This window comes from Shimia sp. R9_1, from assembly GCF_017743775.1.
Lineage (GTDB): Bacteria > Pseudomonadota > Alphaproteobacteria > Rhodobacterales > Rhodobacteraceae > Shimia.
In genome coordinates this window covers 324,328-349,975 of sequence record NZ_JAGHRN010000003.1, presented here as the reverse complement: position 1 = coordinate 349,975, position 25,648 = coordinate 324,328, and the positions used below count along the sequence as shown (strand labels likewise).

General features: G+C 55.8%; 25 protein-coding genes and 1 tRNA gene. 21 read left to right on the top strand and 5 right to left on the bottom strand.

Going from position 1 to position 25,648, the window contains the following annotated elements:
- Positions 1–13: 13 nt before the first annotated feature.
- From J7399_RS12680 to gmd, 7 genes are all read left to right on the top strand, one after another.
- Positions 14–1,144: a S8 family serine peptidase gene (locus J7399_RS12680; protein ID WP_209086684.1), complete on the top strand. Its 1,131-nt coding sequence runs from the start codon at positions 14–16 to the stop codon at positions 1,142–1,144.
- Between the two features lie 187 nt (positions 1,145–1,331).
- The gene (locus J7399_RS12675; RefSeq protein WP_209086683.1) at positions 1,332–2,300 is read left to right on the top strand and encodes a GDP-L-fucose synthase; all 969 of its coding nucleotides are present in this window, start codon (positions 1,332–1,334) and stop codon (positions 2,298–2,300) included.
- A gap of 195 nt (positions 2,301–2,495) precedes the next feature.
- Positions 2,496–3,446 (top strand): glycosyltransferase family A protein, encoded by a 951-nt coding sequence (locus J7399_RS12670; RefSeq protein ID WP_209062752.1) that lies wholly within the window; start codon positions 2,496–2,498, stop codon positions 3,444–3,446.
- The gene (locus tag J7399_RS12665; RefSeq protein WP_209086682.1) at positions 3,443–4,264 is read left to right on the top strand and encodes an NAD(P)-dependent oxidoreductase; all 822 of its coding nucleotides are present in this window, start codon (positions 3,443–3,445) and stop codon (positions 4,262–4,264) included. The genes J7399_RS12670 and J7399_RS12665 overlap by 4 nt, the downstream gene beginning before the upstream one ends.
- Positions 4,257–5,030 carry a glycosyltransferase family 2 protein gene (locus tag J7399_RS12660; protein ID WP_209086680.1) on the top strand — a complete coding sequence of 258 codons (774 nt, stop codon included), beginning with the start codon at positions 4,257–4,259 and terminating at the stop codon, positions 5,028–5,030. The genes J7399_RS12665 and J7399_RS12660 overlap by 8 nt, the downstream gene beginning before the upstream one ends.
- Before the next feature lie 30 nt (positions 5,031–5,060).
- Positions 5,061–6,254 (top strand): DegT/DnrJ/EryC1/StrS family aminotransferase, encoded by a 1,194-nt coding sequence (locus J7399_RS12655; protein WP_209086678.1) that lies wholly within the window; start codon positions 5,061–5,063, stop codon positions 6,252–6,254.
- 44 nt (positions 6,255–6,298) lie between these two features.
- The gene (gene gmd, locus J7399_RS12650) at positions 6,299–7,420 is read left to right on the top strand and encodes a GDP-mannose 4,6-dehydratase (protein ID WP_209086676.1); all 1,122 of its coding nucleotides are present in this window, start codon (positions 6,299–6,301) and stop codon (positions 7,418–7,420) included.
- Positions 7,421–7,557: 137 nt separating this feature from the next.
- On the opposite strand, the gene J7399_RS12645 is transcribed toward gmd, so the two are convergent.
- Positions 7,558–9,342: a tetratricopeptide repeat protein gene (locus tag J7399_RS12645; protein ID WP_348539470.1), complete on the bottom strand. Its 1,785-nt coding sequence runs from the start codon at positions 9,340–9,342 to the stop codon at positions 7,558–7,560.
- Positions 9,343–9,796: 454 nt separating this feature from the next.
- A tRNA-Ser gene (locus J7399_RS12640) sits at positions 9,797–9,886 on the bottom strand.
- A gap of 221 nt (positions 9,887–10,107) precedes the next feature.
- Here J7399_RS12640 and J7399_RS12635 point away from each other — a divergent pair.
- The 8 genes from J7399_RS12635 to J7399_RS12600 all read left to right on the top strand — a co-directional run bounded on the left by J7399_RS12635 (position 10,108) and on the right by J7399_RS12600 (position 16,884).
- Entirely contained in the window at positions 10,108–10,980 is an 873-nt protein-coding gene (locus J7399_RS12635; protein WP_209086670.1) for a DUF2059 domain-containing protein, read from the top strand.
- Between the two features lie 236 nt (positions 10,981–11,216).
- Positions 11,217–11,822, top strand: a complete 606-nt coding sequence (locus J7399_RS12630; RefSeq protein ID WP_209086667.1) for a 50S ribosomal protein L21 — start codon at positions 11,217–11,219, stop codon at positions 11,820–11,822.
- 23 nt (positions 11,823–11,845) lie between these two features.
- The gene (gene rpmA, locus J7399_RS12625) at positions 11,846–12,115 is read left to right on the top strand and encodes a 50S ribosomal protein L27 (protein WP_209062735.1); all 270 of its coding nucleotides are present in this window, start codon (positions 11,846–11,848) and stop codon (positions 12,113–12,115) included.
- Positions 12,116–12,198: 83 nt separating this feature from the next.
- Positions 12,199–12,792, top strand: a complete 594-nt coding sequence (locus J7399_RS12620) for a LysE family translocator (protein ID WP_209086664.1) — start codon at positions 12,199–12,201, stop codon at positions 12,790–12,792.
- 14 nt (positions 12,793–12,806) lie between these two features.
- Positions 12,807–13,346: a GNAT family N-acetyltransferase gene (locus tag J7399_RS12615; RefSeq protein ID WP_209062731.1), complete on the top strand. Its 540-nt coding sequence runs from the start codon at positions 12,807–12,809 to the stop codon at positions 13,344–13,346.
- 55 nt (positions 13,347–13,401) lie between these two features.
- Entirely contained in the window at positions 13,402–14,448 is a 1,047-nt protein-coding gene (gene obgE, locus J7399_RS12610; protein WP_209086661.1) for a GTPase ObgE, read from the top strand.
- Positions 14,436–15,542, top strand: coding sequence for a glutamate 5-kinase (gene proB / locus J7399_RS12605; RefSeq protein WP_209086658.1), 1,107 nt, complete (start codon positions 14,436–14,438; stop codon positions 15,540–15,542). The genes obgE and proB overlap by 13 nt, the downstream gene beginning before the upstream one ends.
- 76 nt (positions 15,543–15,618) lie before the next feature.
- Positions 15,619–16,884 (top strand): glutamate-5-semialdehyde dehydrogenase, encoded by a 1,266-nt coding sequence (locus tag J7399_RS12600; protein ID WP_209086655.1) that lies wholly within the window; start codon positions 15,619–15,621, stop codon positions 16,882–16,884.
- 55 nt (positions 16,885–16,939) lie between these two features.
- Here the strand turns inward: J7399_RS12600 and J7399_RS12595 are convergent, their stop codons facing one another.
- Entirely contained in the window at positions 16,940–17,536 is a 597-nt protein-coding gene (locus J7399_RS12595) for a histidine phosphotransferase family protein (RefSeq protein ID WP_209086653.1), read from the bottom strand.
- Positions 17,537–17,565: 29 nt separating this feature from the next.
- On the opposite strand from J7399_RS12595, the gene J7399_RS12590 reads away from it, so the two are divergent.
- The 3 genes from J7399_RS12590 to J7399_RS12580 all read left to right on the top strand — a co-directional run bounded on the left by J7399_RS12590 (position 17,566) and on the right by J7399_RS12580 (position 19,464).
- Positions 17,566–17,748, top strand: coding sequence for a DUF3553 domain-containing protein (locus J7399_RS12590; protein ID WP_209062721.1), 183 nt, complete (start codon positions 17,566–17,568; stop codon positions 17,746–17,748).
- A 121-nt stretch (positions 17,749–17,869) separates the two neighbouring features.
- Positions 17,870–18,649 (top strand): GNAT family N-acyltransferase, encoded by a 780-nt coding sequence (locus J7399_RS12585; RefSeq protein ID WP_209086651.1) that lies wholly within the window; start codon positions 17,870–17,872, stop codon positions 18,647–18,649.
- Positions 18,646–19,464 carry a lysophospholipid acyltransferase family protein gene (locus J7399_RS12580; RefSeq protein WP_348539465.1) on the top strand — a complete coding sequence of 273 codons (819 nt, stop codon included), beginning with the start codon at positions 18,646–18,648 and terminating at the stop codon, positions 19,462–19,464. Before J7399_RS12585 ends, J7399_RS12580 begins: the two co-directional genes overlap by 4 nt.
- Before the next feature lie 55 nt (positions 19,465–19,519).
- Here the strand turns inward: J7399_RS12580 and J7399_RS12575 are convergent, their stop codons facing one another.
- Positions 19,520–20,134, bottom strand: coding sequence for a glutathione S-transferase (locus J7399_RS12575; RefSeq protein WP_209086649.1), 615 nt, complete (start codon positions 20,132–20,134; stop codon positions 19,520–19,522).
- Positions 20,135–20,458: 324 nt separating this feature from the next.
- Between J7399_RS12575 and rpsB the strand changes: the two genes are divergently transcribed.
- The 3 genes from rpsB to tsf all read left to right on the top strand — a co-directional run bounded on the left by rpsB (position 20,459) and on the right by tsf (position 22,964).
- Entirely contained in the window at positions 20,459–21,277 is an 819-nt protein-coding gene (gene rpsB / locus J7399_RS12570; RefSeq protein WP_209086647.1) for a 30S ribosomal protein S2, read from the top strand.
- A gap of 128 nt (positions 21,278–21,405) precedes the next feature.
- Positions 21,406–21,966: a hypothetical protein gene (locus tag J7399_RS12565; protein ID WP_209086645.1), complete on the top strand. Its 561-nt coding sequence runs from the start codon at positions 21,406–21,408 to the stop codon at positions 21,964–21,966.
- Positions 21,967–22,088: 122 nt separating this feature from the next.
- The gene (gene tsf, locus J7399_RS12560; RefSeq protein WP_209062716.1) at positions 22,089–22,964 is read left to right on the top strand and encodes a translation elongation factor Ts; all 876 of its coding nucleotides are present in this window, start codon (positions 22,089–22,091) and stop codon (positions 22,962–22,964) included.
- Positions 22,965–23,189: 225 nt separating this feature from the next.
- On the opposite strand, the gene J7399_RS12555 is transcribed toward tsf, so the two are convergent.
- Positions 23,190–25,001: a methyl-accepting chemotaxis protein gene (locus tag J7399_RS12555; RefSeq protein WP_209086643.1), complete on the bottom strand. Its 1,812-nt coding sequence runs from the start codon at positions 24,999–25,001 to the stop codon at positions 23,190–23,192.
- Between the last annotated feature and the right edge of the window lie 647 nt (positions 25,002–25,648).

Sequence of the window (25,648 nt, the reverse complement as noted above, 5' to 3'; positions counted from 1 at the left end):
TGAGGGAATGTGCATGTCCAGACTTATCGGAGTTCTGCTCGGAACGCTGTTACTAACCGCATGTGTCGGCTCACGTCCCTCTACGGTCGCACGCGCGGACGTGCGCGATACACGCGAACTCATTGTCATGGTTGCTGGTGCGCCAGATGAGCTAATCAGCAACGCCGAAAACCTTGGCTACGTCACCCGGTCGGTGCGCCCGCTTGAAGAGCTTGGGGACGTGCTGGTCGCCTTCACGATCCCCGAAGGGCTCTCCATACCCGAGGCAATTAAGCAAATCGAGGAGGCCGTGCCGGGGGTCACCGCCGGGGCGCATCATGTGTATCGCCTGCAAGCCAACCCGTTTACCGCATCCGGTGCCAACTACGCGAATGGGCTGATCGGATGGCGGGACGACGGCTGCCGCGCGGTGCGCCGCGTCGGCCTCATAGATAAAGCACTGCCGCAAGCGCACGAACATCTGGCTTCAGGGCGGGTTGTCCAAACCACTTTTGTCGCTCCTCAGCCCGTTGCCAACGCCGAGCATGGCGCGCAGATGGCAAGCCTTTTGATTGGAGAGGGGCGCCTGTCGGATACGGTGCTTTACAGCGCTGGTGTGGTGGAACAAGGCCCAGACGGAGAGACGACCGCAGGTGTCAGCGCGATGCTTGAGGCGGTGAACTGGCTTGCAAAGCAGGATGTGGAGGTCGTCAACATCAGCCTCGCGGGGCCGCGTAACAAATTGCTCAACCGTGGTATGGAGCGTGCCGCCAATGACGGCATGATCTTTGTCGCAGCGGCAGGAAATCAAGGCGCCAGCGCCCCGCCGCAGTTTCCGGCAGCCTTTCCTTATGTTGTGGCCGTGACGGCGGTTGATAGCGCGCTAGCGGTATATGACCGGGCCGTGCAGGGGTCACAGATTGATGTTGCCGCCCCCGGCGTCGACATTCTGGTGCAAGACAGCACCGGCACACGCATCCTCAGCGGCACCTCGGCCGCAACGCCCTTTGTCACAGCCTCCATTGCAGCCAACAGCGGCTGGAAAGCGCTCTCGGTCGAAGAGGTTAAAGAAGACCTGCGCACCATGACCCGCGACATTGGCGCGCCGGGGCAAGATGACGTGTTTGGTCAGGGACTGATACAGGCACCAGCGGCCTGTCGGTAGTGCTCGGCTTGCGCGTTTCTCGCGATATTTCCCTCCCAAATGTTGCGTAATAACACTAAGTTGACGGTTTGCTGAGATATGATACAGCGCCGAATACGCTGAGATGTGCGTGCATTGGGCTTACGACCCTAATCGGCACTTGAGCGGTGAATTGGCTCGTTACAGTAGAGACCGGGAGCAAACGAAAATGCGTAAGATATATGTTGCTGGCCACCGAGGAATGGTTGGCAGTGCCATATTGAGACAGCTTCAGGCCCGTCAATCTACGGGTGAAAAGATAGAGTTGATTACGCGTACATCGAATGAGCTGGATCTGACAAATCAGGCTGCAGTGCAGCGGTTCATGCAAGATGCAAAACCCGATGAGGTGATCCTTGCGGCCGCGAAAGTGGGGGGGATCCACGCCAACAATAGTTTCCCCGCCGACTTCATCTACCAAAACCTGATGATTCAGTGCAATGTTATCAATGCTGCCTTTGAGGTTGGTGTGCCCAAGCTTTTGCAGCTCGGGTCGAGCTGCATCTATCCGCGCGCAGTGCAACAACCTATGCCGGAAAATTCCTTGCTAACCGGTGTGTTAGAGGCCACAAATGAACCATATGCGATTGCCAAAATCGCGGGTATCAAACTCTGCGAAAGTTACAATCGTCAATATGGGGTTGATTACCGATCGGTGATGCCAACGAACCTCTATGGGCCTGGCGACAATTTTCATGCGGAAAATTCTCATGTTGTTCCTGCGCTGATCAGACGATTTGATGAAGCGGCCCGTTCTGACGCGAAGAGTGTGACCATTTGGGGGAGCGGCAGACCGCGCCGGGAATTTTTGCACGTGGAAGACATGGCACGCGCCAGCCTGTTTGTGCATGAGTTGGACAAGGGGCTCTATACAGCCAACACAGAGCCAATGATCAGCCATATCAACGTAGGCAGCGGTACGGATATGTCGATTTTAGAGTTGGCTCAGATGATCGCAGATACTACCGGTTTTAAAGGAAAAATCGAAACCGATCCGAGCAAGCCGGACGGAACCGAACGCAAGCTGATGGATGTATCGCGGCTCGCCAATATGGGATGGCGTGCTGAGATACCTCTCGAGAAGGGGCTCAAAGAGACCTATGCGTGGTACAAAACGAGCAAGGACATTCGCAGCTAATTGAGGCCTGAGCGCCAAGGCCTCTACAGGGTCGTTTTACTTTCCACAAAGTGGCAACAGCTGCATCAGGTACAACTGAATTTCATGAAGGGCCTTCGCGCATTAACCACGATTTAAGCAATCTCATTTAACGAGTGTTAAAGGGCCAAAACGGCCTGCGCTTCGGCGTATAAACACTAGATTGAGAGACGCAGAATGCGCCTGGCATCCCATAATGCGCCGGATATGAACGCACCGGCACGCCCCGCAGTAACCGTGTTCTGCGCAGTGTGGCATAAACAACCGAACAAACTAGAGTTGCTGAAATCCCATTGGGAAAACCTAAAGCAACAGTCAGTTCAGGTAGAACCTTGTTATATCTTTGACAACGGCGATACAGCGCCAGATTGGCTTGACGCGCCTTGGCATTCCTTTTCTGAACCACTGACAATCTATGAGGCCTGGTCAGCAGGTGTGGCGCTTGCGCGTACGCGCTATGTCATGAATCTCAATATGGATGATCGTCTGGCGACCAATGCCGCCGAAATCATGCTCTCCCAACTGCAAAAGCATAATGCGACTCTGATTGGAGGCGAATGGATCATCAGTTTTGATCATGCGTTTCAAACCCAACAATTCCCGGTTTCAGAAGTTAAGCAAACAGGCTTTGAATCCGCTTGGCCGCCAAAACCCTTGGAAGACGCGCAACCGCTTCGGCTTGGGAGTGGCACCGGGGAGCGGGGCACATTTGGCCCGGCAACTCTTTGGGATCTGAACAAAACCGGGCGGTGGTATCCAAGTTATTTTGGCAACGAAGACCCCATTCTGTCGATTGGTGACAGCGTGTTCTGGCGCCATCTTATGAGCCAGAAACTTCGTATGGCGCGACTGCCTTTGGTGGTAGGGCGGTACTATTCCTCCCCAGACGCACAGGCAGAGTTTCGGCCACATAACGACGAAGAGACTTTGCGCACCCATGGTGTTCACAAAGTGTCCTTCGCACAGCAGGTCAGCACGACATTTGACCACATGCTGCAGCAGGCCCCTAAGACCTTGCCAATTCCGCGCAACAAGGTCGAAACACAAAGCCGTGACTTGGCTGCGAAGATGCTCGCGCTATTTGGGCAAACAACACAGGCCCCAGCAGAGGAACGGCGCACCGCATGAACCGGCCCGAACGTATTTTTCTGACGGGAAGCAATGGTATTGTCGGGCGCCATGTGGCCACCGCACTCCGCGCGCAGCATCCGCAATGTGGCCTGATCTGCAACACTGTGGATTTGACCAATTTGACAGAGACCACAGAGGCGATAAAGGCTGCGGGCCCCCTCGATCTAGTCATCCATCTTGCTGCGCTGGTGCCCGTTGATGATGTGGTCAGCAACCCCGCGCTGGGTTATGCTGTCAACGCCGGTGGCACAATCAACCTTCTGAGCGCTTTGGCTTCCTGTGAGCGTGAGACAGGCGTATCGGCGCGGTTGCTCTATTGCTCTTCGAGCCATGTCTACGCACCTCAGGCGGAGCCTATTCGTGAAGATGCCCCAACAACACCAGCGTCTGTTTATGGCAAGACCAAGCTGATGGGCGAGGAGGCGGCACGTTCCATTTGTGCCGAGACTGAGCGATCCCTGTGTGTTGCGCGGCTGTTTTCGATCCACGACCCCGCGCAAACCGGCAGCTATCTGCGGCCCGCACTGACAACGCGTCTCGCAGATGCCGACCCTGCGAAGGTATTTGAGCTGCATGGCGCGGGCAGCTTGCGCGATTTTCTCCCTGCCAAAACCGCGGCGCAACATCTTGTCGATTTGGCTTTTTCATCCTTCGACGGTGTCGTGAATGTGGGATCTGGCAAGGCGCAGACTGTCGCGGAATTTGCACAATCGCTCGCGCCATTTCCTTTGAACATCAAACCAATCGGCACAGACAATGCGCTGGTGCCGGATGTGTCCCTCCTAAAAAGCCTCCTTGGAGAAGTAAATGACTGAGACTGTTTCCATCGTCATCCCGACTTTCAACCGCGCAGCCATGCTCCCCAAGGCGATTGACAGCGCTCTGGCGCAAACTTTCCCCTGCGAAGTCATCGTGGTGGATCATGGGGCCACGGATAAGACACCTGATGTCGTGGCCGGGTATGGCGACAAAGTCACCTATGTGCGTCGCGAGCGAGATTTTGGACCACATTTCTGCTGGTTGGAAGGCATTCTTCACGCCAATGGCACATATGTGCATTTGCAGTATGACGATGATTGGATCGCAGACAACTTCATTGAAAAATGTGTGAGTGTCATGGGCGATGACGTAGGATTTGCCTTCAGCGGTGCAGAGGTCGTTGACGACAAAACCGGGCGACAGATGATGACCCAATTTCTCGATTGGCTACCGGCGACTGGGATTTTTGAAAATCACCTGGCCGAAGACAGCATCGTCGCGTCTTTGATTTCTCCGGGCGCGGCGTTGTATCGCAAACAGGTGCTGATTGATGCGCTTTATCAGGGCGGGTTGCCCCTGCAAACCAACGAATATCACGGTGTTGGCCCTGACATCTTTGTCTCGCTTCTGTCGATGCTGCGCTATCCAAAACTTGGGTTTGTGAGAGAGCCGCTGGCCAGCTTTCGGGCCCATGATGGCAGCATCACCATCGACGCTTTGAAAGATGCGCAAAAACAGCGCGAGATCGCCGCAGCCTATAATGAGGTGCGAGCCTACTACGTCGAGCTAAAAGCCATGCAAATGGTTCGAGCCACTCAATAAACGCAGCCAGAAGACAGGAAAGGCTCGATCATGACCTCAGCTCACAAACCGGTTCTGCTGGCAGAAGAGACCATCTCTCAGCAAGATCTTGAAACCACAGCAGCATGGATGCTTGCAGGCAATCGTTTGACCAAAGCGGAGGTCACAACGGAATTTGAGGCAGCGTTTGCTGCCTGGATGGGCTGCGAGCATGCCGTATTTGTCAATTCTGGTTCCTCCGCCAACCTCTTGATGATCTACGCCGCCAAAGAGGCAGGGCGTCTTCGCAACAACAAGGTCATCGCTCCGGCTGTTAGCTGGGTGACCACCGTGTCACCTCTGATGCAACTGGGCTTTGATGTCCGGCTTTGTGACTGCGATGCCGTCAACCTTGGCCTTGATCTTGAGCATCTGGAGACACTCTGTCGAGAAGAGGCACCTGCAATGCTGATCTTGGTGCATGTGCTTGGTCACGCCAATCACTTGAAAGAAATCAAGGCCATCTGTGAGCGCTACGATGTGGTCTTGCTCGAAGACAGTTGTGAAGCGCTTGGGTCTACCTTTGATGGGCGCAAACTGGGTTGCCACGGTTTGGCGGGCAGCTTTTCCTTCTACTATGGCCATCACATTTCGACCATCGAAGGGGGGATGGTGGTCACGGATGATCCGGAACTTCATCAGGTGATGCTGTCGTTGCGCTCACACGGGTGGAGCCGTGATTTGTCAGCACACCGACAGGCGGATCTGCAAAATACCCATCAGATTGACGAGTTCCGCAATCTCTACACTTTTTATTATGCGGGCTTCAATCTCCGCTCAACGGATCTTCAGGCCTACATTGGCCTGCAACAGTTGGAAAAACTCGATCAGATTGGTGTCACCCGCGCGAAAAACTTCGACACGTATAAAAGGCTTCTGCCCGGGTTTTATGCCCAAAGCAGCGAGACCGATTTCCTGTCTTCCTTCGCCTATGGCACGCTGGTGAAAAACCGGATCGAAGTGGCTCAGGCCCTCAAAGCCCAAGATATCGAGTGCCGTCCATTGATTTGCGGCAATATCGCCCGGCACCCTTTCTGGCTGCGAACCTATGGCGCACAAAGCCTGCCGACTGCTGATGTGATCCATGACTTTGGCATCTATCTGCCGAACCATCACAATCTCTCAGAGACCGACATAGCGCGTGTGGCGGACTGCTTTAACGCAGTGGCTCGCCCCTTGACCGAACCCTTCGAAAGCCGCGCTTAAGCCCCAAACGATCTTTCTCGATCTGACAAAGAAAAGAGGACCCCATGACGAAACGCGCTCTTGTGACTGGCATCACCGGTCAGGATGGCTCTTATCTGGCGGAGTTTTTACTTGAAAAAGGCTATGAGGTGCATGGCATCAAGCGCCGTGCCTCCTCGTTTAACACCGACCGGATTGATCATATTTATCAAGACCCGCATGTCGATAACGCCCGCTTTAAGCTCCATTACGGCGACCTTTCAGACACATCTAATCTGACCAGAATTATCCGCGAAGTGGCTCCGGATGAGGTCTACAATCTCGGGGCGCAATCTCACGTTGCGGTGTCTTTTGAGACGCCTGAATACACCGCAGACGTGGATGCCATGGGCACGCTGCGCCTGCTGGAGGCCATCCGCTTTCTAGGCATGGAGAAAACCACACGCTTTTACCAGGCGTCGACCTCAGAGCTCTTTGGCTTGGTACAGGAAACACCACAGCGGGAAACCACACCTTTCCATCCGCGCTCTCCTTATGCGGTTGCCAAAATGTATGCCTATTGGATTTGCGTGAACTATCGTGAAGCCTATGGAATGTATGCCTGCAATGGGATTTTGTTTAACCACGAAAGCCCCCGGCGTGGCGAAACCTTCGTGACGCGCAAGATCACGCGCGGGCTGGCCAACATTGCGCAAGGGTTGGAGCCTTGTTTGCATATGGGCAACATCGACAGCCTGCGCGACTGGGGCCATGCAAAAGACTACGTCCGCATGCAGTGGATGATGTTGCAACAGGACTCTGCTGAGGATTTTGTCATCGCGACAGGTGTGCAGCATTCCGTGCGCGAATTCATTATCTGGTCCGCCGAGGAACTTGGCATTACGCTGGAGTTCAAGGGGCAGGGCGGAGATGAGGTGGCTGTGGTGGCCGCTATCAAGGGTGACAAGGCGCCAGCACTCTCTGTTGGCGATGTGATCATGCGCATTGACCCAAGGTATTTCCGCCCCGCTGAGGTGGACACGCTTCTGGGTGACCCCAGCAAGGCCAAGGAGAAGCTCGGCTGGGTGCCGGAAATCTCGGTTAAAGAGATGTGTGCAGAGATGGTTTCTGAGGATCTCAAGATTGCCAAACGCCACGCGTTGCTCAAAGCACATGGCATGGAGTATCCGGTCTGTATGGAAGCCTGACCCTCGCAGCCCATGGCGAGATCTATTTCTACAAATCATCTCATAAGAGCACAAAAAATCGCGGTAGAATGTACCGCGATTTTTTATTGGGATGCTCAAATAGGTGCAGGTCGCGCCGCTCTAAATATTTTGGCGCCTCAAGCGTTATCGACGCGCAGGTGCTCATGGGGCTTGCCAAGATGATGGCGCGTCACCGCTTCGACAAAGGCGCTTTCCAAAGCCCGCGTATAGGATTGCGTGTGAAACAACGCTGCGCTTTTCTGGTTTTTGAGGATCTTTTCTTTGACCGCTTTGAGGGCCGCATCTGATTGTGCCAGCTTACAAACAAGCGCCACATATTCTTCCTGCGTCTCTACGATCAGCTCATCCATCTCAAGCGCGCTCAGCAAGCTCGCTGCCACGCGTGACTGAAACACCTGTCCGGGCATAGTGATGACCGGCAGACCCATCCAGAGCGCGTCTGCGGCCGTTGTATGGGCGTTACAGGTGAATGTATCAATGAACAAATCTGCCAAGTGATGCCGGGCGAGGTGCTCCATGCGAGACACAGGGTGTGCCCGGATCAGCCTTTCCGGTGCAATGCCACGTACCTGTGCTTCCTTTTGTAGATTTTCAAAGGCGAGATCATTGCGTGCAAGCAGCCACAAAACACTGTTCTCAACGCGCGTCATGATCTCCATCCAGCGCTCAAAACAGTCTTCCGTGATCTTATAGGCGCTGTTGAACGAACAGAATACAAATGCATCCTCGGGCAAACCATAGTCTGCACGTGTCTTTGTCCAGTCAGGCTGCATACGCTGATCGTCATTTGGCTGATACGAGCCAGGCATGAAAATCAGCTTTTCATCATAGTGGTTTTCAAACTCAGGTGGCACAGTCACCGCATCAACAACCATGTAATCAAACACCTCACTGCCCAGCGTGCCGGGGTAGCCAAGATAGCTGATGGTGATTGGCGCTGCACCCCAACCAAAGATCGCAATGCGGTTGTTGTTGGTATGGCCTTTCAGATCAACGGCCACGTCAATCTTCAGCTCACGCGAAAGCTGTGCAATCTGCAGATCGGATTTGTCTCTGACATAGTGGACAAAATCTGAATGGGTCTTTGCGAATTGATGCTCCGCATCATCCACGTAATCTGCATAGTAAAACAGGTGGATTTCAAACAGATCACGATTGTGGTTTCGCAGAACCCCGCGCAACAAATCCATGGTGGCATGGGCATAAAAATCGGAAGAAAAATAACCAATGCGGATTTTGCGCCCCTCTGGCGATACCAGAGGCGGGCGTGTCATCTGGGTGGCAGCCAGCGCGCGCGCCGTGTGCTTGCGCATTCTTTGACGTGTGCTCTCAGGATCGCCATCCAGCGAAACGAAGCTGAAGGGATCAACAGCCACAGCACCCAGCCCGATCTGGCTCATCTCATTTTCGTAGGGTTTGAGGCGGGCCCAGTCACACACATGCGCCAACTCTTTGATCACAAATGCTTTGAGATCATCCTGCGTCGGATGTTGTAGAAGTGTTTTCTCCGCGATCTCAATGGCTTTGGAGATGTTTCCGCGCGCCGATAGAAGGCCGACATAGTTTTTGGCAAGATCAAGGTTTTCGGGGTTAAGCTCATAGCCTTTTTGCGCAAAATCCAACGCCGCTGAGCGATTGCCAAGACGGCGGGAAATATCAGCCAGATTCAGATACACTTCCTGTGCCGTCGTCGGATCCAATTGGAGAAGTGTCAGGTAAACATCTGCAGCTGCTTGATATTCACGAGATTCACGCAAAGAAACAGCGAGATTTCGCAGTGTTGTGACGTTCTCAGGGAAGACTTTTAAAAGGGACACAAAAAAAGGCACAGCCTCACTGTGGCGACCAGTCTTAGATAGAGCCAAGGCTACGAATTGCTTTACAGAATGCAGGTCAGGCATCTGCTGTAGAACGGGAAGACCTTGATCTATAACATCCTCATACATGCCACTTTCAAACAACTGTCTGAAAGCTGCATCAATTTGTTGCGCAAGAACTGGCTTTTTGAGTTTTTTCTTTTGCATGGCTGATCATCTGTCCCATCAACATACGACAAAGCATAAAGCTCATCTTTGCCTTCAACCTCGCACAGTATGGTTAACCGATTGTCTATATTTGCCCCCTCAACGCATGGAGCCAGCCTTGCAAAGCCACGAGAAATTTAAGAAATAAACGGTTCTTTTCAATATCTCATGACCCTTTTTTTGAGAGGAAACCCCGGCGCGCGAGAGCGTTGCCACTCACAAAAAGCAGACGCTGGTTAGTGCTGCAGACAACACGCACGAAAGTCACGTATAGCTAGCCGAGTGACATCGAAGTTCAGTGTGGTTTTGAAGATTAGATCAAGGGAAGAAATGGCGGAGAGACAGGGATTCGAACCCTGGGTCCCCGTGAAGGGACAACGGTTTTCGAGACCGCCCCGTTCGACCACTCCGGCACCTCTCCGTCCGCATAGACCGTGGTCTTGGTGAGGGCGTCGTTTAATCACCTTTCGATTTCGGCGCAAGTGGGATTTGCATTGTTTTGCCCAAAGCCTTTCGATTGATTGTTGAGACATAACAATACGTCGAAATGCTCGGACCCTATCGACATCGCGGACGTTTCAAAATCTCGTTGTGTTTCAACTTAATCTCGAAACGCTTTGGGAAATGAACTAGCGTAGAGCCATGAGCACACTCACCGCCCGCCTGGCCCCGTCCTCTGTCCCGTTTTCGAGTCTGGCAACTGTTCTGGTTGCTACCATTTTTGCTTGGTTTAGCGCTTTTACTCCAACGGCGCAGGCCGCTGATCGTGCGCGGGTAGAAGCCTTCCTGCAGGTGACCGGCTTTGATGTGGCCATAGAATCCATTGCGCTGTCAGCTTCTTCGGCACCGCTTCTTTTGGGGCTTGAAGAGGAAGATTTCGGGCTGCAATGGACCTCCCTGACCAAGGAGGTTTTTGACACGAACTTCATGCACAACCGGGCGCTCGATATTCTGGAGGCAACGCTGGATGATGAGAGCTTAGCGCATGCTGCGGCCTTCTATGCCAGTGATCTTGGGCAGCGTTTGGTCGAGGTCGAAAACGCCGCGCATATGGGCGATGATGAGGAAAAAGAGTTGATTGGCGGGGCTTTGCTCGCGGATCTTGAAGCCGCAGATGACCCGCGAGTGGATCTCTTTCGCCGCATGACCGTGGCAATTGATCCAGAAGATGTCGGCTCAGATGCCATTCTTGAAATCCAGGTGCGGTTTATTTTGGCGGCATCTTACGCGGGCGTGATTGATCTGCGCACGGATGAGGACGGTTTGCGCGCGGCTTTGAGCGAAAACGCGGCGGAGATGGAGGAGGAGATCGCGCTGGCGACCTTGCGCAATGCGGCCTATACCTATCAGGACTTCTCGCTTGAAGAGCTCGTCGAGTACACCGAAGCCTTGGAAGACCCAACCATGATGACGGTCTATGAGCTGATGAACGCGGTGCATTTTGAGGTCATGTCAAACCGCTTTCAGGCTCTGGCCGCCCGGATGGCGGATTTGCAGCCGGCGCAAGAGCTCTGAAAGGCCAACTTGGAGGACGCGAAGCGCCTGCAATATAAGGCTTGACCCAGACCAAAATCCGACGCATAAGCGCGCCACCGGCGTGGAGTGTGCACTTTGCGCCGCGTTTTTGTTGTAACACAGCCCCGTAAAAGGGGCGCGCTGTTCGAGGCGGCACCGTCGTAAGACAAAGCCACAAACGCCAAACCCGCAAGGGGGAGGGGCCACAGGACGCGATCAGATCGAAGGAATAGGACATGTTCGCAGTCCTGAAGACCGGCGGCAAACAGTATAAAGTACAGGCAGGCGATGTTCTGCGTGTCGAAAAACTGGCTGCAGACGCTGGCGAAAAAATCCAATTCAACGACGTGCTGATGGTTGGCGGTGACAACACCGTTGTTGGCGCACCTTTCGTTGAAGGCGCAGCCGTGCAGGCAGACGTGATCGACCAGATCAAAGGCGAAAAGCTGATCAAATTCGTGAAGCGTCGTCGTAAGCACAGCTCCAAGCGCACCGTGGGCCACCGTCAGAAACTGACTCTGGTTCGCATCACCGACATTCTCGCGTCCGGCGCAGACAAGTCTGGTGTAAAAGCGGCAGTGGGCGCAGGCTCCGTTGCAGCACCTGCAGAAGCCAAACCAGCCAAGAAAGCGGCGAAGGCAGAAGCAAAAGCAGAGGCACCTGCCGCTGCAGCAGCTGATGACCTGACCGCAATCAACGGTGTAGGCCCGGCAGCAGCGAAAAAGCTGGCAGATGCAGGCATCACCTCTTTTGCACAGCTCGCAGCGGTTGACGTAGACAGCTTTGACGCTGTTAAAGTGAAGCCTGAGTGGGTTGCACAAGCAGCCGAACTGGCGAAGTAAGCGAAGTATAGGAGACTAACGATATGGCACATAAAAAAGCTGGTGGTAGTTCCCGTAACGGTCGCGACTCCGCGGGTCGTCGTCTTGGCGTGAAAAAATACGGTGGCGAAAACGTGATCCCAGGCAACATCATCGTGCGTCAGCGCGGCACCAAGATGTGGCCAGGTGAAGGCGTTGGCATGGGCAAAGATCACACCATCTTTGCAACTGTTGACGGCAACGTGAAGTTCCACAAAGGCCTCAAGGGCCGCACCTTTATTTCGGTCCTGCCAGTGGCGGAGGCCGCAGAGTAAGCCGACCTTAAGGGTAATGAGACATTTAAGGGACCGGCGAAACAGCCGGTCCCTTTTTCGTTTGATGAGGTTCAGTCAGAAAGATGAGCGTCGCAGTGATCAGTTTTGGCGTCTTTGCCGCAAGCCAGGTCGGCACACCTGGGCCTGCGAATATGGCGCTATTGGCCACTGGTGCGCGCTTTGGCTTTCGAGCCGCCTTGCCTTTTGTGGCGGGCGTGGCCTTGGGCAAACAGCTGATCATCTGGCCCATCGGCTTTGGTCTGATGGAGCTTGCCGATGCGATCCCCGGCCTTTTTGCCGGGCTGAAATGGGCCAGTGCCGCCTATATTTGCTGGCTGGCTTGGAAAGTGGCGCACCTGCGCCTCTCTGCAGATAAGGATGCGGTGACTCAAGCGCCCGGTTTTGCCGCGGGTCTGCTGGTGCATCCGCTCAACCCCAAAGCCTGGGCGATGATCGTCGCAGGCTTCACAAATTTTGTAACACCTTCGACACCGGCGTTGCAGGCCACGGCCACCATCGCCATCTGTCTTTTGGCGGCGCAAGCCGTTTTTCATCCGATCTGGACCTATGCAGGGGACCGGATCGCCCAAACCGTCGCCGGAAAACCCGCCGAACGTTATTTGATGCGCACTTTGGCCGCGCTCACTGTGGCCTCAGTGCTTTACGTAGTTCTTTGAGGAGGAGAACAGGCATGAAACTGGATACTATCGTCAACCAGCCTGTGATCGAAACCGAACGCTTTGTGCTGCGCCCGTTGCGCCGCTCCGATCAGGGCCTGATCGAGATGCACACCGCAGACCGCGAATTGGCGCGCATGACCACGAGCATTGCGCATCCGGTGCCGCCCGGCGCGACCGAAGCCTTTATCACGCGCGCCCAATCTGAAGGCCGCGTGGAAGATGTCTGGGCCATTGATGGCAGCTCTGATCAGCAGCCCGAGGTCATGGGCCTCATCGGTTTGACACGTGTTGACGAGGGTCAGGTAGAGATCAGCTATTGGATTGGCAAAGCTTTCTGGAACACCGGTCTGGCATCTGAAGCGGTGCGCCTGCTGATTGCGGCCAACCCGCTGAATAGCAGCACCATCTTTGCCAGCGTCTTTCAGGACAACCCGGCCTCGGCACGTGTGCTGACCAACTGTGGTTTCCAGTATCTGGGTGACGCGGAAAGCTTCTCTTTGGCGCGCAACGCCAATGTGCCCACTTGGACCTACAGTCTGAAACTGGATTGAGCCTTGCCGTCAGGCAGGGTATGAGCGCAGAACGCGCCGCAAAAGGACAAATGTTATGAAATTCCTCGACCTTGCCAAAGTCTACATCCGCTCGGGTGGCGGCGGGGGTGGCTGTGTGTCCTTCCGACGCGAGAAATACATCGAATACGGCGGCCCCGATGGCGGGGACGGCGGCAACGGTGGCTATGTCTGGGCCGAGGCCGTGGACGGGCTGAACACGCTGATCGACTTCCGCTATCAGCAGCACTTCTTTGCCAAATCCGGCCAGCCCGGCATGGGCAACCAGCGCACCGGTAAATCCGGTGACGACATCGTGCTGCGGGTGCCTGTGGGCACCGAGATTCTGGACGAGGATCAGGAAACCCTGATTGCCGACCTGACCGAAGTGGGCCAGCGCGTCCTGCTCGCCAAAGGCGGCAACGGCGGTTTCGGCAACCTGCACTTCAAATCCTCAACAAACCAGGCGCCGCGCCGTGCCAACCCCGGCCAGCCGGGTGTGGAGCGCACCATCTGGCTGCGTCTGAAACTGATTGCCGATGTGGGCCTGCTGGGTCTGCCCAACGCCGGCAAATCGACCTTCCTTGCGGCGACCTCCAATGCGCGGCCAAAAATTGCGGATTACCCCTTCACAACACTGCACCCGAACCTCGGGGTTGTGGGGGTTGATGGCGTGGAATTTGTGGTGGCGGATATTCCCGGCCTGATCGAAGGCGCCAGCGAGGGCAGGGGCCTTGGCGATCTTTTCCTTGGCCACGTGGAGCGCTGCGCTGTGCTTCTGCATCTGGTGGATGGCACCTCTGGCACCTTGCTGGAGGATTACAAAACCATCGTGCAGGAAATCACCAACTATGCGGACATCCTCGCGGACAAACCTCGTGTGACCGTGCTCAACAAGATCGACTCGTTGGATACGGAGGAGCGTGAATTCCTGAAAGAGGAGCTGGAGGCGGTTGTTGGCGGCCCCGTGATGCTGATGTCTGGCGCGAGCCATGAGGGCACTACTGAGGTGCTGCGTGCCCTGCGTGCGGAAATCGACGAGGACCGCCTGCGTCAGAAAATCGAAGAGACCGCTGACGAGGAAGAGGCGCCGTGGCAACCCTGAAGACTGCAAAACGGGTTGTTGTAAAAATCGGGTCAGCCCTGCTTGTTGACCGCAGCACCGGCCTGTTGAAAGCCGATTGGCTCAAGGCATTGGCCGAAGATGTGGCGATGCTGAAGGCGCGCTGCACCGATGTTGTGCTGGTGTCCTCAGGCTCCATTGCCTTGGGGCGCGGCGCACTTGGTCTGCCTGCCAGCGACCTGACGCTGGATCAGTCTCAAGCCGCCGCCGCCGTGGGCCAGATCCGGCTCGCACGCGCCTATGAAGAGGCACTTGCGCCACATGGCATCACCACTGCGCAGGTGCTTGTGACGCTGGAGGACAGCGCCAACCGCCGTCGCTACCTCAACTCCCGCGCAACGCTGGATCAGCTGCTCACATTGGGTGTGGTGCCCATCGTGAATGAAAACGACACTGTCGCCACCGATGAAATCCGCTATGGCGACAACGACCGGCTTGCCGCTCAGATTGCCCTGACCACAGGCGCGGATCATCTGATCCTGCTCTCGGATGTGGATGGCTTTTATTCCGCCAACCCCATGACCGACCCAAGCGCCAAACGCTTTGAGGTGATCGAGACCATCACGCCTGAGATCGAAGACATGGCGGGCGAGGGGGTCTCTGGCCTCTCCAAAGGCGGCATGATCACCAAGCTGATGGCGGCCAAAACCGCCACCGCAGGCGGCTGCGCCATGGCGATCACCGAAGGCTCCGCCATCCGCCCCGTGCAGGCGCTGGAAAACGGGGCCAATGCCACATGGTTCACCGCCCAGGGCACCCCACAGCTGGCGCGCAAACGCTGGATCAACTCGATGAAACCCCAGGGCGCTCTCGTGGTGGATGCGGGTGCCGCGCGCGCGCTGGCCGCGGGCAAAAGCCTGTTGCCTGCCGGCGTTACCGCGGTCAACGGCGATTTCAGCCGGGGAGACCCGATCGAGATCACCGACAGCACCGGTCACCGTCTGGGGCAGGGTCTTGCGGCCTACACCTCCAAGGATGCGGCCAAGATCAAGGGCCACCACAGCCGCGAGATCGAGGACATCCTTGGCTACCCGGGCCGCGCCGCGCTGATCCACCGCGACGACATGGCGCTTTAGCCTTCCTCTTGCTAAAAATATCCTCGCCGAAGGCGAAACAAATCCAACCAAAGACCCTCAACAAAGGACAGATCTGATGAAAGACATCGCAGACATCCCCGCCCTGATGGCCCAGATTGGCGCGCAAGCCAAAGCGGCAAGCGCGGAGCTGGCCTTTGCCCCGCCGGAGGTGAAACGCGCCGCGCTTGAGGCCGCCGCAGATGCGGTCTGGTCCCGCCGCGCCGAGATCATTGAGGCTAACAAAAAAGACCTCGAGTTTGGTCGCAACAAAGGCCTGTCTGATGCGATGATGGATCGCCTTATGCTAGATGAGGACCGCATCGGTGGCATCGTCACTGGCCTGCGCACAGTCGCGGCACAGGATGATCCTGTCGGCGAAGTGCTCACCGAGTGGGACATGCCTTCCGGGCTCAACATCCGCCGCGTGCGCACCCCTCTGGGCGTTGTGGGCGTAATCTATGAAAGCCGCCCCAATGTGACCGCTGACGCCGGCGCGCTTTGCCTGAAATCCGGTAACGCCGTGATCCTGCGCGGCGGCTCAGAGAGTTTTCACAGCTCCGGTGCCATCCACGCCTGTCTCGTAGAGGGCCTGAAATCTGCTGGCTTGCCCGAAGCCGCCATCCAGCTTGTGCCCACCCGTGACCGTGCCGCGGTTCAAGAGCTGTTGACCATGGTCGACACCGTGGATGTGATTGTACCGCGCGGCGGCAAAGGCCTCGTGGGTCTTGTGCAGCGTGAAGCCCGCGTGCCGGTCTTCGCCCACCTTGAAGGCATCGTCCATATCTATGTAGACGCCGCGGCGGACGCGCAAAAAGCGATGGATGTGATCCTGAACGCAAAGACCCGCCGCACCGGTATTTGCGGCGCTGCGGAATGCCTGCTGATCAACGAAAACCTTGTGGACAGCCTCGGCACTGCGCTCATTCAGATGCTGCTTGATGCAGGTGTGCGCGTGCATGCAGACGAGACCCTCGCCAAGATCGCAGGCACCACTGCGGCCAAGTCCGAGGATTGGGGCAAAGAGTACCTCGACATGGATATCGCTGCCAAAGTGGTTCCTGATGTTGATGGTGCCATCGCGCATATCCGCCAGTATGGCTCAAACCACACCGACTGTATCCTGACCGAAGATGACGCCACTGCCGCGCGCTTCTTTGAACGACTGGACAGCGCCATCCTGATGCGCAACGCTTCCACGCAGTTTGCCGATGGCGGCGAATTTGGCATGGGTGCGGAAATCGGCATCGCCACCGGCAAAATGCACGCCCGTGGTCCGGTGGGCGCGGCTCAGCTGACCAGCTTCAAATATCTGGTCGAAGGGGACGGCACCACGCGCGCCTAACCCGGCGACACTTGAGAAAAAAGAAAGGCGCCGATCTCCGGCGCCTTTTCTATGTTTAGAAGCGTACTTCCAAACTCATATCGGTCATGGACACGCTCAGCGGACGCCCAAGCAGCTTTGCGCCTTGAGGCAAAAGCCCAAACTGAACTTTTGCAGGCACCAACCCTTCAGGCACGCCGCCGTGAGACACCGGGCCCCAAAGCGCGGTGTCCGCGCGCAGTTTTTCGCTTTCCGCCAGCAGGTACCAACCTGCGCCTTCTTTGGCGATGCTGATCGTGCCGCCAAAGGGCATGGAGGCCTCAAAACACATGAGAGTGAGGAAGGCGAGGCGAAGTTCAGGCCGCGCCACAGCGCCTTCAACTTCCCAAAAGGTTTCCACCCGCGAGCTTGGTGCCAGATCCGCAAGGATAGACTGGATCTCCTGCGCGCCGACCATCTGCTCATCCCCCGGCTGCCCAAAGGCCACCCTGAAAAGACGGATGCGGGCGTTGGCGTTTTTCACGCTGTCCTCGATCATCTCCATTTCCGGGCCCTTGGCGTCGCCTGTCAGCGAGAGCAACTCAAGCCCGTTGCCGATGGCACCCACCGGGCTGATCAGGTCGTGGCAAATCCGTGACCCTACCAATGCGGAGAAATCCGTATTATCTGACATCTGTATTCCTTTTAGAGACGAGTGGCCCAATGGACGATCTCAATGCCTTTCTTGAACCCGGAATGTTGGTGACCCATCCGGACCAACCCGACTGGGGGCTGGGACAGGTGCAATCCAACATCGGCGGCAAAGTTACCGTCAATTTCCGAGACGCGGGCAAAGTTGTCATCGATGGAACGCGTATCATGTTGATGCCCGCATCAGAAACCTAATTTGGTTAACAAATTGTGCATGCGCATCTGAAAACGTCAACACGCCGACCCAACGACGCCGGTTGATTTTGTGCACTTCCCTGCCTAAGAACCCTAAAAACAAAGAGGAAGCCTCATTCCCATGACTGCGCAGGCGCCAGACTTCGAAGTTAAAATTGTGAGCTCTGAGGCCGAATTAAAGGCCGCTCAGCGCCTGCGGTATCGCGTTTTTGTTGAGGAGCTCGACGCAGACGGTCCGATGGTGGATCACGAGGCCAAACTTGAGCAGGACCGCTTTGATGCGCATTTTGACCATCTGATCCTGATGGATCACGCGCGGGATGCCGATCCCATCGATCAGGTGGTCGGCGTCTACCGTCTGCTCACCGATGAGAAAGCCCAAGAGATCGGACAGTTCTATTCAGAGGATGAATATGATCTCTCCACCTTGAAGGCCTCAGGCCGCCGCCTTCTGGAACTGGGCCGATCCTGTCTGCATCCGGACTACCGCGGCGGAGCGGCGATGTTTCATCTCTGGAATGCGCTGGCCGCCTATGTCGCCGCGCATGAAATCGAGGTGCTCTTTGGGGTCGCCAGTTTCCACGGCACCGATGTGGCCGAACATGCGGCCGCGCTGTCCCTGCTGCACAGCCGGCATCTGGCCCCTGAAGGCATTCGCACCCGCACACAGGCCGATGTGTTCCAGCCGATGGACCTCATCCCTGAAGAGGAGATCGACCGCCGCGCAGCCATGCTGTCGGTTCCCCCTCTGATCAAGGCCTACCTGCGTCTTGGCGGCTTTGTCGGGGAGGGGGCTTATCTCGACCATGCATTTAACACCACGGACGTTTGCCTGATCCTCGACACTGCCCGGATGAACGAGAAAAACCGCGCGCTTTATACCAAGGAGCGTTCGCTGTGAGCACATGGGAAAGCGAAGACGGCTATCCAACACTGCCCAAACTCGGGGCCATGGGCATAGTACGTGCCATCCTGCGCGGATTTCCTTTGGCACTCCTTGTCTTTGGCTGCCTCGCGCTCTTGCTTCTGTTGCGCCTGATCGAGCGGCCAATCTTTGGCTTGCGCCGCCCATGGACGCCCTACATCACGCAATTTGTCTGCAGAAACGCCTTCCGCCTCTTGGGCATCCGCTTTTCAGTTTCCGGCATGCCAATCAAAGATCGCGGTGCTGTGGTGGCCAACCACTCCTCCTGGCTTGACATCTTTGCCCTCAACGCGCCGCAGCAGGTCTACTTCGTCTCCAAAGCAGAGGTGGCAAATTGGCCCGGCATCGGCTGGCTGGCCCGCGCAACGGGCACGCTGTTCATTCGACGGGACCGTCGCGAAGCACGGGCGCACAAAACCATGTTTGAGGATCGCCTGCTGGCCGGGCATCAGCTCCTGTTCTTCCCGGAAGGCACCAGCAGCGACAGCTTGCGGGTTTTGCCTTTCAAAACAACACTCTTTGAGGCGTTCTTTGATCCCCGCCTGCGCGAGGAGATGCTGATTCAGCCTGTCACAGTGCATTACACGGCCCCAAAAGGGGCAGAGCCGCGGTTTTACGGCTGGTGGGGGGATATGGACTTTGGCCCACATCTTCTATCGACCTTGGCTGCTGCGCGGCAGGGGAGGGTAGAGGTGGTCTATCATCCGCCCCTGAAGGTTTTAGACTTCGCCAACCGCAAAGCGCTTGCGCGAGCCGCTGAAGATCAAATCCGCGCAGGGCTTGGCCGGTAAATGTCGCCAATGGGGCGCGCTTGATCAGCTCAATACGCCCCACAGAAACCTTCTGTCATCCGTTGTCACGCGCCACTGCGCGCTGAAACGCCGGTCGCGCCTCAATCGCCGCAACATAGGCCGCCAGCTTGGGGTAGGTCTCTGCCAGTCCCAGACGATGGATCGCAGATTGCGCGGGGAACAGCATCATCACATCCACAGCAGACAACTCATCCAGCACAAAATGACCTGACGGGCGGATCAGGCCCTCCATATAGTCAAAGTGGTTCTTGGTTTCTGACTGGATGCGCGGTTGCAGCGGCGCGGCGGCATCACCCAGAATGCTGGTATAGATCCCAAGCAACAAAGGTGTCATCGCGGAGCCTTCAGCGAAATGCATCAGTTGGAGATGTTCAAGGGAGGCTGCGACATCTGTGGCGGCCGGGATCATATGCAGCGCGAATCTTTGGCACAGGATCTCGACAATCGCGGCAGACTCCGTGATCAGCTGCCCGTCGATTTCCAGCATCGGCGCTTTGCCCAGCGGGTGGATGTCTTTCAGCGTTTCAGGCGCCAGAAAAGTCTCGCTGTTCCGCTGATAAGCGCAAAGTTCATATTCAACTCCTATTTCTTCCAGAAGCCACATGATGCGCAGCGAACGCGACCGGTTGAGGTGATAGAGTTTGATCATAAAAACAGCTCCTTAGCTGAGTGGTCGCACAGACAAATGCACCGCCATTGGCCAGCAGCGCTTGCTGCGCAATCGTAAACCTATTAAGGATTTTGCCGTGCGGTGAGGTGAGGTCAACCCAAAGCGCACGGTGTTTTGCACCTTTTGCGGCCAAGACCGCCACTCGGCCCTTGCATGATAGTAAAACCTGCTGTAAACGCGCGCCATTCAAACCCGCAGGCGGGGTTTGGGCTTGGGCAGGGGAGACATCCCTGTCGGTCCGCCGGTTGGAGCATCCGCTCTCACTTCTCCCCGCCAAGGCGTAAACCGGAAAAGGAAAATAGCATGGCTCTTCCCGAGTTCTCCATGCGTCAGCTGCTGGAAGCTGGCGTTCACTTTGGTCACCAAACACAGCGCTGGAACCCACGCATGGGCCCGTTCATCTACGGCTCCCGCAACGGCATCCACATCATGGACCTGACCCAGACCGTTCCTATGCTGGACCAGGCTCTGACAGCCGTTCGTGACACTGTTGCAAAAGGCGGCCGCGTTCTCTTCGTTGGCACCAAGCGTCAGGCCGCAGCGCCAATCGCAGATGCAGCAGAGAAATCCGCTCAGTACTTCATGAACCACCGCTGGCTCGGCGGCACGCTGACCAACTGGAAAACCGTTTCCCAGTCCATCAACCGTCTGAAAGAGATCGACGAGAAGCTGGCATCCGGCGCAGAAGGCCTGACCAAGAAAGAGCGTCTGGGCATCGAACGCGACCAGGAGAAGCTGCAAGCCTCTCTCGGCGGTATCCGCGACATGGGCGGCGTTCCTGACCTGCTGTTCGTCATCGACGTGAAAAAAGAAGCACTGGCTATCGCCGAAGCCAATAAGCTGGGCATCCCAGTTGTGGCTGTGGTTGACACCAACTGCTCCCCAGACGGCGTTGACTACATCATCCCAGGCAACGACGACGCATCCCGCGCGATCTCCCTGTACTGTGACCTCGCAGCCCGCGCTGCTCTGGACGGCATGACCGCACAGCTGGGCGCCGCAGGCGTGGATCTGGGCGAATTCGAAGCTCCGGTTGAAGAAGCCGTGGCCGAGGAAGCTGAAGCTGGCGTGCGTCGCCCCGTAAAGTACGAAAAGGACGAACCAGCAGCTTCCGAGGGCTAAAGCTTAGCCACAGTCGGCAAAAAGCCGCGGTTTGCTAACCGTTTTTTTACCTTGAAGGCCCTCAAGATTGATTTTCTTGGGGGTCGTGCCTATTGTGGAAGGAGAAAAAACGAGGCAGGATCAAGAACATGAGCTTTACATCAAGAGAAGAGTTGGACTTCGATCTCCAACGTGCGGCGATCTATCACAATATGAGAGCCGGTCATCACAGAAGGTTCCATCAAGGGGCTATGGCAGGCGCTTTGATCGGCCTTTTTGTACCAGTACTTGGTATAGACAAACACATTTCAGACCTCGTAAATGTTCCACTTTCGATGATCAAAAACGATCTGTCTGTACAGCCTGAGAGCGTTGCAGGTTTGTTGACATTTATCGGTGTCGTTTCCATTTTGGCTGACTTGTTCAAAAAACCAGCGGAGCTTGCTGGCAAGCATCGCGCGGCGGAAACACAGTACGACTATTTGAAGGCGGAACTAAAACGTCGAAGCCAAGATGCTGACATTAGTGACCTTCAGGCGCTCTATGACACCGTAGATTCACGTTTTGAAGAAGAGCATGTTGTGGTCAATCTTATTTCACACAATAAGGTTGCGGCCGGCAATGGATTGAAGCTGACATACGTTCCTCTTTGGGCTCGATTTTTTGGCTCCTTCTTACCATTTTCTGGCTATCAAAACGGTACCAAATAGAAACTCTGTAGGCTATACCTCCGAAGTTGTTGTTGCCTTAGACAGGCCAGCCAATGCAAGGTTGACGTCCGTGCATCTTAAGGATAATCGAGGCCCTGATTTACAGATTAGGAGAGCCACAGATGGCGATCACAGCAGCAATGGTTAAAGAACTGCGCGAGATGACCGGCGCAGGCATGATGGACGCGAAAAAAGCGTTGACCGAAACCGATGGCGATCAGGAAGCAGCAATCGACTGGCTGCGCACCAAAGGCCTGGCAAAAGCGGCCAAGAAATCCGGCCGTACCGCAGCCGAAGGTCTGGTGGCTGTCACCGTTGAAGGTGGCAAAGGTGTTGCCGTTGAGGTAAACTCCGAAACCGACTTCGTTGGCAAAAACGCTGACTTCCAGTCCATGGTTGCAAAAATCGCTGGCGCAGCAATCAACGTTGCAGACGTTGACGCGCTGAAAGCAGCGGATCTGGGCGGCAAGACCGTTGAAGAAACCGTAACCGACGCTGTTGCCACCATCGGTGAAAACATGTCTGTGCGCCGTATGGCATCCGTGGAAGGCGACGTTGTGACCTCCTACGTGCACAACCCGGCGACCGACGGCATGGGCAAAATCGGTGTTCTCGTGGCGCTGAAAGGCGGCGACGAAGCATTCGGCAAGCAGGTTGCAATGCACATCGCAGCGGCCAACCCGCAGGCCCTGGGCGAAGCAGACCTCGACCCGGCTATCGTTGAAAAAGAGAAAAACGTTCAGATCGAGATCGCACGTGAATCCGGCAAGCCGGAGCAGGTGATCGAGAAAATGATCGTGGGCCGCATGAAGAAATTCATGTCCGAAGTGACCCTGCTGGGCCAGAACTTCGTGATCAACCCAGACCTGACCGTTGAAGCAGCTGCCAAAGAAGCAGGTGCGGAAATCGTTGGCTACGTCCGCATGGAAGTGGGCGAAGGCATCGAGAAAAAAGAAGAAGACTTCGCAGCAGAAGTGGCGAAAGCCGCTCAGGGCTAAGCCCCTCTGAAGTCGAAAATTTTGAACGCCGCACACTGCAGAGTGTGCGGCGTTTTTTTGTATTCGAACGGCTCTGTTTTTCATCTACGGAGCGTTTAGGGGCAGGGGGCTGCATCTCTCCGGCTCTCATCCTAAAGGCCGCCATACGGCCTTCTCAGAAGGCCAGAATGCATAAGGGGACCCTGAAACAGGATCCCCTCACGTTGGTTCTACAATCTGCGTTGATCAGGCCGCGATGTGCTGCGCTTCCGTCTCAGTGACAACATCACCGTCAGCGGAGCCAACCGTCTCTTCGATCTCAAAGACGGACATCTGCTGGATCAACTCAACGGAGTTGTCTTCCAGCGTTGTACAGTGCTGCTGTGTCTGATCGACCATCGCAGTGTTCTGCTGCGTGACACGATCCAGCTGCGCAATACCGGTGTTGACCTCTGCAATCGTATTGGACTGCTGATCCACCACCTGCACAATTTCTCCGACCACATCGGAAATCCCGCCAACCTTGTCAGCGATGCTCTTCAGCTCTCCGCCCATGCGCGCCACCAGATCCACACCTTCAGACACCTGATCCGAGCTGACTGCGATCAGATCTTTGATCTCCTGCGCAGAGTCTGTGGATCTGAGCGCCAGTGAGCGCACTTCGGAGGCGACAACCGCGAACCCCCGTCCAGCTTCTCCGGCGCGGGCGGCTTCCACACCTGCATTCAGCGCCAATAGATTGGTTTGGAAAGAGATATCCTCGATCACCGCGATGATCGCCGAAATCTGGTTAGAGGAGGTCTCAATCTTGGCCATCGAATTCGCGGCCATAGAGACAATCTCGCCGCTTTGATCCGCCTCTTCCCGAGCTTCTGATACGATCTGCTCGACGTTGCGCGCGCTTTGTGCTGCAGACTTTGCACTGGCTGTCAGATCTTCCATGGCAGAGGTGGTTTCATCAAGCGTCGCCGACTGGCCTTCGGTACGTTGTGCCAACTCACGAGAAGCGCTCGCCAACTCAGAGGAGAAATGCTTCACGGTCGAGGAGTTTGCACGGATCGCAGCCAACAGGGAGTTCAGCTTCTCCGCTGAGGTGTTGAAGTCTTTACGCAGAGTGTCCATCGAGCCGGCAAAAGCCGTGTCCAGACGATAGGTCAAATCGCCCTTCGAAAGCTCCTTAAGTCCCTTGCCGAGCGCCTCGACAACGGTTTCAACCTGCCGAGCATTCTCGCGGATTTCCTCTTCCTTGCGCTGATTGTCCTCAAGCGCCTCACGCAGAGACGCCACCACACGCGCCAGCGCACCAATCTCATCTTTTCTCTGGGCAAGGCTGTCGTCCGCAGTCACATCCCCATCCGCCATACGGCTCAGCAAGGCCTGCAGGTGCGCGATCGGGCGGGTGACAGAGCGGGTGACCGACAGCGCGGCAAAGGCAGACAAAACAACGGCTGACAAAAGGATGATCACCACATGCATGCCAAAGCTGTCCATTGCGGCTGTTACTTCTGTCCCGGCCGCCTGGTTCGCGGCTTCTTCAAAGTCGATGAACTCGTTGATCACCCCGAGCCAGTCAGAAAACAGAGGCGACACCACATAAAGCAGCTCGAGCGCCTGCGCTTGCTGCTGAGGGTCACCCGAATAGATCTTGGCGGCGATCTCATCAACCAGTGGATTGGTTTTGGCCTGCACTTCAGCAATACGCGCGGCGATTTCGATTTCTTCAGGCTGCGCCTGCGTGCTATCTGACAGCAGTTTGGTCAGTTGCACCTCGTTTTCCGCATAATCCGCAGCCAGTTTTTCAATCAGATCAACCTGCGCATCGCGTTCGGTGCCAGCAGGGATCAAAACAACATCGCGGATAGCAATGGCTCTGTCGTGTACGCTGCCGCGAAAATTGATCGCATGACGTTGCTTCACAGAATTGATCTCGTTGATTTGCGCCAGCGTTTCGCGGGCTGCTTCAACCCTCCAAACGGCGACCATCGCGAGGCCAATCATGAGAATCAACATAAAACCAAACGTGACAAATAATCGTGTACCGATGGCTAGGTTGTTCATGTCTTCTCCATTTCCAATAGCCTGTAGCGATCGCCACAGAAGCCACCGCATGTCTTTTGGCGACACTCAGAAATTGGCGATAACGAACGGTTAAACGCGCAAAAGAGTTGATCAGGCGTTTGATGAGAGAAGGGCGTTTTGAGAGCCATCTCACATAGGCGTAGCCTGAAGAAATGGCAGTGAAATTGCCTCAAAAACAAAGGCTTAAAAAAGATAGGGCCAGCTCGAATGGCTCCTTACGTTACAACAAAGCCGTTGGATCACTTTATGCATTTAGGTGCAAAGGTCTGAGAGGCAAAAGGCCTTCCATCTCTCAGAATGCACGCGCAAGATGATCGGCCTCGTCATACCTTAAACCCTAACAGTACAGCGCCTTGCCCACGTTGGTATGAAACCGAATCTTCTAAGCCGTTGATTCTCGGGAGTGCAAAAACTCCGCACCAAACAGAAAAGCGACGCCACCTAAAGATGACGCCGCCCTTTTTCAAGGCCTCCAAAACATGGGGATGGGGAGGCCACCGAAAAGTGTCAGCTCCTAGTTAAAATAAACCAAAGCTAACGTCCGGGTTGATACCGGTCGACCCAGAGAGCCTCGTAATTGCGAGGATCAGTGCCGATGTGTTCCAAGGCCAAAGCCACCACTCACG

Excerpts from the sequence above, each read along its gene's own strand:
- J7399_RS12680 (WP_209086684.1), top strand. The coding sequence starts at position 14 with ATGTCCAGACTTATCGGAGTTCTGCTCGGAACGCTGTTACTAACCGCA.
- J7399_RS12675 (WP_209086683.1), top strand. The coding sequence starts at position 1,332 with ATGCGTAAGATATATGTTGCTGGCCACCGAGGAATGGTTGGCAGTGCC.
- J7399_RS12670 (WP_209062752.1), top strand. The coding sequence starts at position 2,496 with ATGCGCCTGGCATCCCATAATGCGCCGGATATGAACGCACCGGCACGC.
- J7399_RS12665 (WP_209086682.1), top strand. The coding sequence starts at position 3,443 with ATGAACCGGCCCGAACGTATTTTTCTGACGGGAAGCAATGGTATTGTC.
- J7399_RS12660 (WP_209086680.1), top strand. The coding sequence starts at position 4,257 with ATGACTGAGACTGTTTCCATCGTCATCCCGACTTTCAACCGCGCAGCC.
- J7399_RS12655 (WP_209086678.1), top strand. The coding sequence starts at position 5,061 with ATGACCTCAGCTCACAAACCGGTTCTGCTGGCAGAAGAGACCATCTCT.
- gmd (WP_209086676.1), top strand. The coding sequence starts at position 6,299 with ATGACGAAACGCGCTCTTGTGACTGGCATCACCGGTCAGGATGGCTCT.
- J7399_RS12645 (WP_348539470.1), bottom strand. The coding sequence starts at position 9,342 with ATGCCTGACCTGCATTCTGTAAAGCAATTCGTAGCCTTGGCTCTATCT.
- J7399_RS12635 (WP_209086670.1), top strand. The coding sequence starts at position 10,108 with ATGAGCACACTCACCGCCCGCCTGGCCCCGTCCTCTGTCCCGTTTTCG.
- J7399_RS12630 (WP_209086667.1), top strand. The coding sequence starts at position 11,217 with ATGTTCGCAGTCCTGAAGACCGGCGGCAAACAGTATAAAGTACAGGCA.
- rpmA (WP_209062735.1), top strand. The coding sequence starts at position 11,846 with ATGGCACATAAAAAAGCTGGTGGTAGTTCCCGTAACGGTCGCGACTCC.
- J7399_RS12620 (WP_209086664.1), top strand. The coding sequence starts at position 12,199 with ATGAGCGTCGCAGTGATCAGTTTTGGCGTCTTTGCCGCAAGCCAGGTC.
- J7399_RS12615 (WP_209062731.1), top strand. The coding sequence starts at position 12,807 with ATGAAACTGGATACTATCGTCAACCAGCCTGTGATCGAAACCGAACGC.
- obgE (WP_209086661.1), top strand. The coding sequence starts at position 13,402 with ATGAAATTCCTCGACCTTGCCAAAGTCTACATCCGCTCGGGTGGCGGC.
- J7399_RS12600 (WP_209086655.1), top strand. The coding sequence starts at position 15,619 with ATGAAAGACATCGCAGACATCCCCGCCCTGATGGCCCAGATTGGCGCG.
- J7399_RS12595 (WP_209086653.1), bottom strand. The coding sequence starts at position 17,536 with ATGTCAGATAATACGGATTTCTCCGCATTGGTAGGGTCACGGATTTGC.
- J7399_RS12590 (WP_209062721.1), top strand. The coding sequence starts at position 17,566 with ATGGACGATCTCAATGCCTTTCTTGAACCCGGAATGTTGGTGACCCAT.
- J7399_RS12585 (WP_209086651.1), top strand. The coding sequence starts at position 17,870 with ATGACTGCGCAGGCGCCAGACTTCGAAGTTAAAATTGTGAGCTCTGAG.
- J7399_RS12575 (WP_209086649.1), bottom strand. The coding sequence starts at position 20,134 with ATGATCAAACTCTATCACCTCAACCGGTCGCGTTCGCTGCGCATCATG.
- rpsB (WP_209086647.1), top strand. The coding sequence starts at position 20,459 with ATGGCTCTTCCCGAGTTCTCCATGCGTCAGCTGCTGGAAGCTGGCGTT.
- J7399_RS12565 (WP_209086645.1), top strand. The coding sequence starts at position 21,406 with ATGAGCTTTACATCAAGAGAAGAGTTGGACTTCGATCTCCAACGTGCG.
- tsf (WP_209062716.1), top strand. The coding sequence starts at position 22,089 with ATGGCGATCACAGCAGCAATGGTTAAAGAACTGCGCGAGATGACCGGC.
- J7399_RS12555 (WP_209086643.1), bottom strand. The coding sequence starts at position 25,001 with ATGAACAACCTAGCCATCGGTACACGATTATTTGTCACGTTTGGTTTT.